Origin of the sequence: Enterobacter sp. Acro-832, from assembly GCF_011752745.1 — a bacterium.
Taxonomy (GTDB): Bacteria; Pseudomonadota; Gammaproteobacteria; order Enterobacterales; family Enterobacteriaceae; genus Enterobacter; species Enterobacter quasiroggenkampii.
In genome coordinates, this window is sequence record NZ_VWWX01000006.1 from 84806 (window position 1) to 97124 (window position 12319).

Here is a 12319-nt window from a genome sequence, read left to right on the forward strand (position 1 = left end):
TTGCTTCAATTTCGTCGAATCGTTTTCTCCGTCGTCAGCGCGCTGGCGCTGGCTGCACCGGTATACGCAGGTAAGCTCGCTATCGTGATTGATGACTTTGGTTATCGTCCGCACTATGAAAATCAGGTGCTGGCGATGCCGTCAGCCATCTCCGTTGCCGTCCTGCCAAATGCCCCCCACGCGCGTGAGATGGCGACCAAAGCCCACAGCAGCGGGCATCAGGTGCTGATTCACCTGCCCATGGCCCCGCTCAGCAAGCAGCCGCTGGAAAAAGATACCCTGCGCCCGGATATGAGCAGCGAGGAGATCGAGCGCATCATTCGCGACGCCTACAACAAGGTGCCGTATGCCGTAGGGCTGAACAACCATATGGGCAGCGCGATGACCTCCAGCCTGTACGGGATGTTAAAAGTGATGCAGGCGCTGGAGCGTTACAATCTCTACTTCCTCGACAGCATGACCATCGGCAACAGCCAGGCGATGCGCGCCGCTCAGGGAACGGGCGTAAAGGTGATTAAGCGCAAGGTGTTCCTGGATGACACCCAGAACGAAGCCGATATTCGTATGCAGTTCAATCGCGCGGTACAGCTGGCCCGCCACAATGGTTCGGCCATTGCCATCGGTCATCCGCACCCGTCGACCGTCCGCGTCCTGCAGCAAATGCTGCCGACCTTACCTTCCGATATCACGCTGGTGCGCCCGAGCGATCTGCTTAACGAGCCGCAGGTGGATACCTCTACGCCGAATTCTGTGCAGCCCGTGCCGACTGCACCGCGTAATCCGTTCCGCGGCGTGAAGCGCTGTGTACCGAAGCAGCCGCTTGAACCGGTCTACGCGACCCGCTTCTTCTCTGTCATCGGAGACAGCATCAGTAACAGTACGCTGGTGAAATACGTCCAGCAGCAGTGGCAGGGATGGGGTAAGAAAGCCTGACCGCCTGACGCTTATTTCGCAATCTGAGAGTCCGTCTGCTCATTCGCAACGGGCTCTTTTTTCTCCTGATGCTGATACCAGGATTTGAAATACTTCAAAAAGCTGTAGGCTGTGGCATACAGTCCCGTCACGACCCCAACCTTGCCCTGACGCCAGGCTCCGCTGAACAGATACCATTTGAAGAACGCCCCGATAGCGCTGATGATGCCGCGTCCGATCGAAGGGCGAGCCGGCTGGTACTTCACCAGCCGGGTGGTGTAGCTGTTGAGCTTGTTGAACACTTCATGAAGGTTATAAAACGTGTCGTGACGCACCCGCCCCGGCATTTTCATGGCGACAATCTTGCCTTCAACTTTGTCATCCACGGGTCGTTGGTTGAAGCGAGCCTGGGTACGATTGAACAGCCGCACCGGGAAATCAGGGGAGGAAACAGGGTAGATTGTACGCACCTCTTCACCCAGCACGTGCCAGTACCGGGCGATACGCCAGGCGCGATCGGCGGAAGGTTCATCCCCGGCTTTCAGGGTCAGAATAAAGTCGACAGTCTCCGCGTCCAGAATCTCGTCGCTATCCATGCAAAGCACCCAGTCATTGCTCGCCAGATCGATCGCATGGTTCATCTGCACGCCATGCATAGCATAGGGGTGATGATGAAGGGAGAGCCCGTACTCGCGGCAAATAGAAAGAGTGGCATCCGTACTGCCGGAATCCAGAACGACAATTTCATCTGCCACCGTCAGCAGCGGAGGAATCACCTCGCGCAGCAAACGCGCAGAATTACAGGTCAATAAACAAACGGTAAGCTTGAACATAGGCGCTGTAAACTTAAACGGATAATCAACAAACTTTATAAGTGTGCGGGTAAAAAAGCGAAGGAAAAATCGAAATAATCTGATTGCGGATGTAAGAAACGTGAAGAGGTCGTAAAAAAAGCGCCCGAAGGCGCTTTCTCTGTTACTCCCAGCTCAGGATCACTTTCCCTGACTGGCCGGAACGCATCGCGTCAAAGCCCTGCTGGAACTCATCGATGGAGAAACGGTGAGTAATAATCGGGGACAGATCCAGACCGGACTGAATCAACGCCGCCATCTTGTACCAGGTCTCAAACATCTCGCGGCCATAGATGCCCTTGATGAACAGCCCCTTGAAGATCACTTTGTTCCAGTCGATAGACATATCCGACGGCGGAATGCCCAGCATCGCGATACGGCCACCGTGGTTCATGGTGTCGAGCATGGTGCGGAACGCCGGCGGCGCGCCGGACATCTCCAGACCCACGTCGAAGCCCTCGGTCATGCCCAGCTCTTCCATCACGTCGGTCAGGTTCTCTTTCGAGACATCCACCGCGCGGGTGACGCCCATTTTGCGCGCCAGCGACAGGCGGTATTCGTTCACGTCGGTGATCACGACGTTGCGTGCACCCACGTGCTTCGCCACGGCCGCCGCCATAATGCCGATTGGGCCCGCACCGGAGACCAGCACGTCCTCACCCACCAGATCGAAGGAGAGCGCCGTGTGTACCGCGTTGCCAAACGGGTCGAAGATGGAGGCCAGATCGTCAGAGATATTGTCCGGGATTTTGAAGGCGTTAAAGGCCGGGATCACCAGATATTCCGCGAAGCAGCCCGGACGGTTTACGCCCACGCCGATGGTATTGCGGCACAGATGCGTACGCCCACCGCGGCAGTTACGGCAGTGGCCGCAGGTAATATGACCTTCACCGGAAACGCGGTCGCCAATTTTGAAACCTTTTACTTCCTGGCCGATGCCCACCACTTCGCCGACATATTCGTGACCGACAACCATCGGTACCGGAATGGTTTTCTGCGACCACTGGTCCCAGTTGTAGATGTGAACGTCAGTACCGCAGATAGCCGTTTTACGAATTTTGATCAGCAGATCGTTATGACCGACTTCCGGTTCCGGCACGTCGGTCATCCAAATCCCTTCTTCCGCTTTCAGTTTGGATAACGCTTTCATCACACGTCCTCAGGCAATGACGCCCAGCTGTTTACCGATGCGGGTAAAGGCTTCCACCGCACGTTCAATTTGTTCAGGCGTATGCGCCGCAGACATCTGGGTGCGGATACGCGCCTGACCTTTTGGCACCACCGGGAAGAAGAACCCGGTGACATAAATCCCTTCTTTCTGCAGTTCACGGGCAAATTGCTGCGCCACGACCGCATCGCCCAGCATCACCGGAATGATCGCGTGGTCAGCACCGGCCAGGGTGAACCCTGCTGCGCTCATTTTTTCACGGAACAGACGGGCGTTAGACCACAGACGGTCGCGCAGCCCGGCACCGGACTCCACCATCTCCAGCACTTTGATAGAAGCGGCAACAATCGCCGGCGCCAGGGAGTTGGAGAACAGATACGGACGTGAGCGCTGACGCAGCCACTCAACCACCTCTTTGCGCGCAGCGGTATAGCCGCCGGATGCGCCGCCGAGCGCTTTGCCCAGCGTACCGGTGATGATGTCCACGCGGCCCATGACGTCGCAGTATTCGTGGGAGCCCCGGCCGTTTTCGCCGACAAAGCCCACCGCGTGAGAGTCATCGACCATCACCAGCGCGTCATATTTATCTGCCAGGTCACATACGCCCTTCAGGTTGGCGATCACGCCGTCCATGGAGAACACGCCGTCGGTGGCGATCAGCACATGGCGAGCGCCCGCTTCACGAGCCTCTTTCAGGCGCGCTTCCAGCTCAACCATGTCGTTGTTGGCGTAGCGGAAACGCTTCGCTTTGCACAGGCGCACGCCGTCAATGATGGACGCATGGTTCAGGGCGTCGGAGATAATGGCATCTTCTGCGCCGAGCAGGGTCTCAAACAGGCCGCCGTTGGCGTCAAAGCAGGAGGAGTACAGAATCGCATCTTCCATTCCGAGGAAGGTTGCCAGCTTTTGCTCAAGCTGCTTATGGCTGTCCTGGGTTCCGCAGATAAAGCGTACGGAGGCCATGCCGAAGCCGTGGGTATCCATGCCGTTTTTGGCAGCGGCAATCAGCTCAGGGTGATTCGCAAGACCTAAGTAGTTGTTCGCACAAAAGTTGATCACATGGCTGCCGTCGGCAACGGTGATGTCCGCCTGCTGGGCAGACGTGATAATACGCTCTTCCTTGAACAACCCTTCCGCACGTGCGGTCTCGAGGTCGCTGTTTAACTGTTTGTAAAAATCACCACGCATTGCAATTCTCCAGACTCGGCAAATTTCGGGACATATTACCCAAACCTATAGTTCATGACGAGATGACACGTCATCTCTTGTCGTTTTTGCAGCATAAATCACGTGTACCCTTGCGCTATGTCGGTGAATGGCTGAAGGGCAGCCATACTAATGATATGATAGAAACATTAGCGTCCGGGATTGTCCCCGGGCTCCACACTTCAAAGGTTACAGTTATGATCATCGTTACCGGCGGCGCAGGCTTTATCGGCAGCAATATTGTTAAGGCTCTCAATGACAAAGGCATCACCGACATCCTGGTGGTTGACAACCTGAAAGACGGCACCAAGTTCGTTAACCTGGTGGATCTGAACATCGCTGACTACATGGATAAAGAAGACTTCCTTATCCAGATTATGGCAGGTGAAGAGTTCGGCGAGATCGAAGCCATCTTCCACGAAGGTGCCTGCTCGTCCACTACCGAGTGGGACGGCAAGTACATGATGGACAATAACTATCAGTACTCTAAAGAGATCCTGCATTACTGCCTGGAGCGTGAAATTCCGTTCCTGTATGCCTCTTCTGCTGCCACCTACGGCGGGCGCACCTCGGACTTCATCGAGTCCCGCGAATATGAGCAGCCGCTGAACGTCTACGGTTACTCCAAGTTCCTGTTCGACGAATACGTACGTCAGGTACTGCCAGAAGCGAACTCGCAGATCGTCGGTTTCCGCTACTTCAACGTCTACGGACCGCGCGAAGGCCACAAAGGCAGCATGGCGAGCGTAGCGTTCCACCTGAACACCCAACTGAATAACGGTGAAAGTCCAAAACTGTTCGAAGGCAGCGACGGCTTTAAGCGTGACTTCGTCTACGTGGGTGACGTGGCCGCCGTAAACCTGTGGTTCTGGGAAAACGGCGTGTCCGGCATCTTCAACCTCGGTACCGGCCGCGCAGAGTCCTTCCAGGCGGTGGCTGACGCCACGCTGGCGTACCATAAAAAAGGCAGCATCGAGTACATTCCGTTCCCTGATAAGCTGAAAGGCCGTTACCAGGCGTTCACGCAGGCCGATCTGACTAACCTGCGCGCCGCAGGTTATGACAAGCCGTTCAAGACCGTTGCCGAAGGCGTAACGGAATATATGGCCTGGCTGAACCGCGACGCGTAAGTATGAGAATTCTGGTGATCGGCCCGTCATGGGTGGGCGACATGATGATGTCGCAAAGTCTCTATCGCACGCTCAAGGCGCGTTATCCCCAGGCGATAATCGACGTGATGGCACCCGCGTGGTGCCGTCCGCTGTTATCGCGTATGCCGGAAGTGAATGAAGCGATCCCGATGCCGCTCGGCCACGGAGCGCTGGAGATTGGCGAGCGCCGCAAGCTCGGCCATAGCCTGCGCGAAAAGCGGTACGATCGTGCGTATGTCCTGCCCAACTCCTTTAAATCCGCGCTGGTGCCCTTCTTTGCGGGCATCCCGCATCGCACCGGCTGGCGCGGCGAAATGCGCTACGGTTTGCTGAACGATGCGCGGGTGCTGGATAAAGCGGCCTGGCCATTAATGGTGGAGCGCTACGTGGCGCTGGCCTATGACAAAGGCGTGATGCGCAGTGCGAAAGACCTGCCGCAGCCGCTGCTCTGGCCCCAGCTTCAGGTTAACGACGGTGAAAAATCCCAGACCTGCAGCGCGTTTGGCCTTTCGTCTGAACGTCCGATGATTGGCTTCTGCCCTGGAGCCGAGTTCGGTCCGGCAAAACGCTGGCCGCACTACCACTATGCGGAGCTGGCGAAACAGCTGATCGACGAAGGCTACCAGATTGTCCTGTTCGGTTCGGCAAAAGACCACGAGGCGGGCAACGAAATTCTCGCCACACTCAGTAATGAACAGCAGGCCTGGTGCCGCAACCTGGCGGGAGAAACGCAGCTTGAACAGGCCGTTATTCTGATTGCCGCCTGTCACGCCGTGGTCACCAACGATTCAGGCCTGATGCACGTCGCCGCTGCACTCAACCGCCCGCTGGTAGCGCTGTATGGCCCAAGCAGCCCGGACTTCACGCCTCCGCTTTCCCATAAAGCGCGCGTCATCCGCCTGATCACCGGCTACCACAAGGTGCGCAAAGGCGATGCCGCAGAAGGTTATCATCAGAGCCTGATCGACATTACGCCAGCGCGCGTTCTCGAAGAACTCAACGCACTGCTGTTGAGCGAAGAAGGATAACGAATGCGGGTATTGATCGTTAAAACCTCTTCGATGGGTGATGTTCTGCATACGCTGCCGTCGCTGACGGACGCCATGCGGGCCATCCCCGGCATTCGTTTTGACTGGGTGGTGGAAGAAGGCTTCGCGCAGATCCCCACCTGGCATGAAGCGGTTGACCGCGTGATCCCGGTGGCGATTCGCCGCTGGCGCAAAGCGTGGTTCTCCGCGCCGATTAAAGCCGAACGCAAAGCCTTCCGCGAGGCGGTGCGGGCACAGCATTACGACGCCATCATTGACGCGCAGGGGCTGGTCAAAAGCGCCGCGCTGGTAACGCGTCTGGCACACGGCGTAAAGCACGGAATGGACTGGCACAGCGTCCGCGAACCGCTGGCGAGCCTGTTTTATAACCGCCACCACCACATCGCAAAGCAACAGCACGCGGTGGAACGTACCCGAGAGCTGTTTGCCAAAAGCCTGGGCTATGCGAAACCGGAAACCCAGGGCGACTATGCGATTTCCCGGCATTTCCTGCACACCTCATCGCAGAAAAGCGATCCTTATCTGATTTTCCTTCACGCGACAACCCGCGATGACAAGCACTGGCCGGAAGCGCACTGGCGCGAACTGATCGGCCTGCTGGCAAGCGCGGGGCTGCGTATCAAACTCCCGTGGGGCGCACCGCACGAAGAGGCACGGGCCAAACGTCTGGCAGAAGGGTTTGATTACGTGGACGTTCTGCCGCGCATGAAACTTGACGGCGTCGCTCAGGCGCTGGCAGGCGCTACGGCTGTGGTCTCCGTGGATACGGGCCTCAGCCACCTGACGGCGGCGCTGGACCGTCCTAACATCACGCTTTACGGCCCAACGGACCCGGGCCTGATCGGCGGCTATGGAAAAAATCAGTATATCTGCCGCCCGGAACACTCATCGCAGTTGAGCGATCTCAGCGCCGCTGCGGTATTTGCGCAATTAGAGCCTTTGCTGGCAGCAGAGAGAGCCTATGTCTGATTTTTTCTCAGCGGAGCGCCCGCCAAAGCGCGTGCTGATTATTAAGCTGCGTCACCACGGTGACGTTCTGCTTACCTCGCCGGTGTTTACCGTGCTGAAAAAGAACTGGCCGAACGTGGAAGTCGATGCGCTGGTTTATGACGATACCCAGGCGATGCTGACCAGCCATCCGCATATCGACCAGGTGCATACTATTGGGCGCAACTGGCGCAAGAAGGGCTGGTTTGAACAATTCCGCCTCTACCGCGCCCTGCTGAATACCCTGAAAGGCCGTCAGTATGACGTGCTGATTAATCTGACCGAACACTGGCACGGCGCGCGTCTGGCGCGTCGCCTGAAACCGCGCGTCTCCGTCGGCTTTAAGCCGGATAAACGCGGGGGCCTGGCACGTCGTCGCTGGGTGAAATCGTTCACCACGCTCTACCCGGCCATTCAGGACAACAGCCGCCATATGGTGGAAGTCAATCTGGATGCCCTGCGCCGAATCGGTATTCATCCGCAGTCCGACGCAGACAAGCATACGCTTTTTGTGCCTGGTGACGCGGCAGAAGCTTCTGTGGCCGAAAAACTGGCCGGGTTTGGGCTCACGAGTAAATCCTACATTCTGGTTCACCCGACCTCGCGCTGGATGTTTAAGGCCTGGGATATCAAAAAACTGGCAGCGACCATTGATAACCTGGCGGCGCGCGGCCTGCCGATCGTCCTTTCCGCCGCACCGTCAAAAGAAGAGAAGGCCTACATGGATGAGTTGCGCGCAGCCCTCACCCAGCCGGTCTTTGATTTAAGCGGTCAGCTGAACCTGAAAGAGCTGGGTGCGCTGATGAAGCACGCCCGGGTGTACTTTGGCGTGGATTCCATGCCGATGCACCTTGCAAGCGCCGTCGGTACGCCGACCGTTGCTATCTTTGGCCCTACCGGCGCCATCAAATGGGCGCCGTGGGGGGTAAATTATCGTGTGATTGTGGCCGGGTTTACCTGCCAGCCGTGCGGCAAAGCGGGCTGCGGAGACAGCGGTGTCTCAGACTGCATTACGGCCATTACCCCACAGCAGGTGCTGAGCGCAATCGATACGATGCTTCTGGAAACGGAAACCCCTGCATGAAGCTGGCCATTGTTCGACAGACCTACAACCCCAACGGTGGCGCAGAGCGTTTTGTCTCACGTGCGCTGAACGTGCTGGCGCAGGATTCCTCCCTTGATGTCACGCTGATTGCTCGCCAGTGGGAGGATGCCGCAGGCTGGAAAACGTTGACGGTCAATCCGCCGTTTCGCAATCGCATCGCGCGTGAATCCGGTTTTGCCGTCGAAGCCGCCGCGCATTTTGCGCAGTTTGATATTGTGCAAAGCCACGAACGCATACCGGGCGCCACCATCTTCCGGGCGGGCGACGGTGTTCACGCCACCTGGCTTGAGCAATATGGTCGTATTCTGTCGCCACTGGCGCGTTGGGCGCAGTCTCTGAGCCGTTATCACCGCTACATTCTGCAGGCTGAGGCGCAGATGTTTACCCATCCGCAGCTGCGCAAGGTGATCTGTAATTCGAAGATGGTTCGCGATGATATCGCCCGTCGCTTCGGACTGTCGGAAGACAAGCTAACGGTGATCTACAACGGCGTAGACACCGTTCAGTTTAGTCCTGAGGTCCGCGCCCTTTCGCAGCGTGATGCACTGGGTATTCCCCGTAACGCACCGGTACTGGCGTATGTTGGGTCAGGCTTCAGCCGCAAAGGCGTCGCCACCGCGCTGCGCGCTATTGTGGCGCATCCTGACGTCTGGCTGCTGATTGCCGGCCGCGATAAACATGCGCGGAAGTTCGAAAAGCTGGCGCAGGCGCTGGGAATTTCCTCTCGAGTGAAGTTCCTGGGCCCCGTAGCCAACGTGCGTGAAGTGTATGGCACGGCTGATGCCCTTATCCTGCCGACGCTCTACGATCCCTTCCCGAACGTCTGCGTGGAAGCCCTGGCCTGTGGTTTGCCACTGCTCACCAGCCACGGTTGTGGCGCGGCGGAGTGGATAACCGAGGGTCAAAACGGCTGGGTACGCGATGCGCTGGACAGCAAAGGTTACCAGCAGGCCATCTCGCTGTGGCTAAAAGGCCGTGAACAGGGTGTCGATTACGCCGCTGCCGCGCGTGCGACTGCGGAACCTTTCACCCTGGACAGAATGGCCCGAGAGCTACAGGCGCTTTATCGCGATTTGCTGCGCTGAGCGGCATCGGAGAAGACCTTCTCCATCGCGTCCAGCATACATTCGCGGGTAAAGTGCGTGCTCAGGTAGTCATACCCCTGTTGCGCGAGCGTCTCGCGAAGGGCTGAGTCGGCATAGAGTTTCATTATGGCATCGCGCAGTGCGTTTTCGTCGCGCTGGGCGACCAACAATCCCGTCTGCCCGTTAATCACCGCATCCCCCGTTCCACCGGCGTCCGTCGCAATAGTTGCAATACGGGTGGCTAACGATTGCAGGACGCCCTGCGGCACACCTTCCATATCATGCGAAGGACTCAGCGCAATATCAAAGGCCGGAAACCAGCGTTCCGGATCGGGTTGATGTCCCGCCATGACCACGCGCTGCTGTAATCCCAGCGCGGCGATTTCCTGTTCCAGCGTCGCCTTGTGCGGGCCTTCACCCACAATCGCCAGCTTGATGTGTGGATTGTCGATTTTCGCCAGGGCGCGCAGCAGTACGCTATGGCCTTTGTTCGGGCGCAAATGCGACACCACGCCCAGCCAGAAATCTTCCTCAGACAGGCCACAATGCGCGCGAGCTTCGTGCTTATCTCCCGGGTGAAAGCGTTGCGTATCGACCCCGCTTGGCACCGACGTACTCTGGGACATCGGCACGCCGATATTTGCGACCTGATGGCGCAGCGCCTCCCCGGTAGTCACGATGTGCGCGCAGGCGGTGCGGAACAGCCAGCGTGTCGTCCAGTTGTTGCGCGGTACGCCGGACGCATGACGAGTTCTCACCAGTGGTACAGGGTTGGAGAGCGTCAGATTCGCCAGCGCCACCAGCCAGGTATCGGCAGAGTTATGGCTATTGATGACGTCAATCGACTGACGGTTATCCTGCAGCCAGCGACGCAGCAGCTGCAGGTTTTTAAGGTTCTTACGCTTCAACGGCATCGTGACCACCGTCAGACCGGCATTGCGTGCCAGCGCGTGAAGCGGCGCAGTTTCCGGACAAAGGAGAGTCACCTGATGGCCACGCTGAATCATCCCAAGCGATTCGTTGATAATGCGCAGAGGCTGCCCGCCTTTGCCGCCGTCTGCTTCAGTGTGAACAATGTGCATATATTTCCTGTCGTTTAGCTGAAACCGCTGTCCAGGCTGCCGATTATATACGTGGGTATTACGATAATGCACAGGCGGATTAATCTTGCTTACAAACATTGTCCTTCTGTAGTTATGGCTTCTGTGGTAATTTTCTCAGGCTTTTATTCCACTCAAAATCAGTGGAATCTGCGTATGGCATTGTTAACTAACCGGTATTAACGCCGAGATCCTTTACCAGTACCAAAATTATGACAAATACTCGTAACATCCTGACAGGTCTTTTAGTGCTGTCTGTACTGGCTTTATGTTTTATCTGGCCAATCCCAAACGATCAGCTACCTTTTCATCGTAATGGACTGATTTATCCTAATATTGTGGTGGCGCTCGGTCTTTTCTTTAGCTCCTCAGTGGCGAGAAAAGCGCTGGACTTAAACAAAATTAAGTTCGTGCTTATTGTGCTCTGGGCATTAACCTTCTTTATCCTGATTAACGGCTTTTTTGTCGCGCCAGATATTAAAGAAATGGTGTCGACCTGGGATGGTCAGTGGCTACGTCCGGTATTACTTTTCTGTGCGGGTCTGGTGTTATTACCGGTGATTCAGGAGCGCTTCCCCTCTTTATCGGCAGCCCGTTTCTTTACTCTCGTCGTCCTTTTTTTCTGGGGCGTCGTCTGTATCCATCTCCTTGATACCGTCTGGCTTTACTGGCGAGACGGCGTAATCCACTGGGGCGAAACGCGGATTGTTTATAACCGCACGCGCATGAGCTTCCAGGTCAATATGATCACCGGTTTCCTGCTCGCTGAACTGCTTGCGCGCGGCCTGCTTCATCAGCGTTTCTTACGCCTGAAGACACCGTTCCTCGCCTTTATGCTGCTGTGTAACCTTGTCTGCACGGCGTTAGTCGATACCCGCTGGGGAACGATCGGCCTGGTTGGCAGCCTGTTCTCCACTTTCATTCTGCTTAGCCTGCACAGCATGCGTCGCAGCCGGGTGTTGCTCACAGGCGGCATTCTTTTGGGCATTACTATCGCTTCTGCGCTTCTGGGCTATGCTTCCTGGAAAACCGATCCGCGCTGGCAAAGTCTGGAAGATGATGCCGTAACCGGCTGGAACGCGCCTTTCACCAGTTTTTGCTATAACAAAACCAACGGAACAGTACCGACTAACGATCTCGGTCGTCCAATGAACCACTCCAACGGCTGTCGCGCGAGTTTCTTCCATCAGGGCTGGAAACTGGTGGGTGAACATCCTGCGGGAATGGGACCTCGCAAAGAGGCCTTCCGCTATGTGCTGCGTCGCGACACGCAGGACAATCGCATTGATATTCCACACAGCCACTACGGCCTGATTGAGTTTGGTATCCAGAACGGGGTTGTGGGCATTGCAGGCTGGCTGATTCTGCTGGCAGGCTGCTGGTACATCGGCTGGCGCGAGTTCCGCCATGGCAATATGATGGCAGGCATGTTCTTGCTGCTGTTTACGGTTGGTTTCTTCTCCCGAACCATGGTTGACCACAATTTGAAAGATCACTACCTGGAACAATATATGCTGTTAACCGGGTTACTTGTGGGAATGTGCGCGTTACGACCCGCTAAACGGACAGAAACAACCTCCTGATAGCGTATATTGCGCCGATGATAACAGGCATCGGCGCAACGTTACTCATCAGAACTCTTTTGCCTGCCGGCTGTCGAAAAGCCATTGCACATTGCTGTATCGCTCGTTAGCCGCATCTCACC

At 56.7% G+C, this 12319-nt stretch carries 11 protein-coding genes; 7 read left to right on the forward strand and 4 right to left on the reverse strand.

The annotated features are described in order from the left end of the window. Positions 1-933, forward strand: a complete 933-nt coding sequence (locus F3J31_RS18880; protein WP_167214698.1) for a divergent polysaccharide deacetylase family protein — start codon at positions 1-3, stop codon at positions 931-933. 11 nt (positions 934-944) lie between these two features. Here the strand turns inward: F3J31_RS18880 and F3J31_RS18885 are convergent, their stop codons facing one another. From F3J31_RS18885 to kbl, 3 genes are all read right to left on the reverse strand, one after another. Next, entirely contained in the window at positions 945-1745 is an 801-nt protein-coding gene (locus tag F3J31_RS18885) for a glycosyltransferase family 2 protein (protein ID WP_045907904.1), read from the reverse strand. 142 nt (positions 1746-1887) lie between these two features. Next, positions 1888-2913, reverse strand: a complete 1026-nt coding sequence (tdh, locus tag F3J31_RS18890) for an L-threonine 3-dehydrogenase (RefSeq protein WP_167214701.1) — start codon at positions 2911-2913, stop codon at positions 1888-1890. A 9-nt stretch (positions 2914-2922) separates the two neighbouring features. After that, complete coding sequence (gene kbl, locus F3J31_RS18895) at positions 2923-4119, reverse strand: glycine C-acetyltransferase (RefSeq protein ID WP_048028122.1); 1197 nt, start codon at positions 4117-4119, stop codon at positions 2923-2925. Positions 4120-4334: 215 nt separating this feature from the next. Between kbl and rfaD the strand changes: the two genes are divergently transcribed. Genes rfaD through F3J31_RS18920 form a run of 5 tightly spaced genes read left to right on the forward strand, consistent with a single transcriptional unit; the run spans position 4335 to position 9514 of the window. Continuing rightward, positions 4335-5267, forward strand: coding sequence for an ADP-glyceromanno-heptose 6-epimerase (gene rfaD, locus F3J31_RS18900; RefSeq protein WP_008502707.1), 933 nt, complete (start codon positions 4335-4337; stop codon positions 5265-5267). 2 nt (positions 5268-5269) lie between these two features. Continuing rightward, complete coding sequence (rfaF, locus tag F3J31_RS18905; protein ID WP_045907906.1) at positions 5270-6316, forward strand: ADP-heptose--LPS heptosyltransferase RfaF; 1047 nt, start codon at positions 5270-5272, stop codon at positions 6314-6316. A 3-nt stretch (positions 6317-6319) separates the two neighbouring features. Then, positions 6320-7306, forward strand: coding sequence for a lipopolysaccharide heptosyltransferase RfaC (rfaC, locus tag F3J31_RS18910; protein WP_167214703.1), 987 nt, complete (start codon positions 6320-6322; stop codon positions 7304-7306). Beyond that, positions 7299-8408, forward strand: coding sequence for a putative lipopolysaccharide heptosyltransferase III (gene rfaQ, locus F3J31_RS18915; protein WP_126534967.1), 1110 nt, complete (start codon positions 7299-7301; stop codon positions 8406-8408). Before rfaC ends, rfaQ begins: the two co-directional genes overlap by 8 nt. Then, positions 8405-9514, forward strand: coding sequence for a glycosyltransferase family 4 protein (locus F3J31_RS18920; RefSeq protein ID WP_167214706.1), 1110 nt, complete (start codon positions 8405-8407; stop codon positions 9512-9514). The genes rfaQ and F3J31_RS18920 overlap by 4 nt, the downstream gene beginning before the upstream one ends. Here F3J31_RS18920 and F3J31_RS18925 read toward each other — a convergent pair. Further along, positions 9493-10596 carry a glycosyltransferase family 4 protein gene (locus F3J31_RS18925; protein WP_167214708.1) on the reverse strand — a complete coding sequence of 368 codons (1104 nt, stop codon included), beginning with the start codon at positions 10594-10596 and terminating at the stop codon, positions 9493-9495. The two genes, F3J31_RS18920 and F3J31_RS18925, sit on opposite strands and share 22 nt — an antisense overlap. A gap of 230 nt (positions 10597-10826) precedes the next feature. Between F3J31_RS18925 and F3J31_RS18930 the strand changes: the two genes are divergently transcribed. Beyond that, the gene (locus F3J31_RS18930; RefSeq protein ID WP_069720513.1) at positions 10827-12197 is read left to right on the forward strand and encodes an O-antigen ligase family protein; all 1371 of its coding nucleotides are present in this window, start codon (positions 10827-10829) and stop codon (positions 12195-12197) included. The last annotated feature ends 122 nt before the right edge of the window (positions 12198-12319 follow it).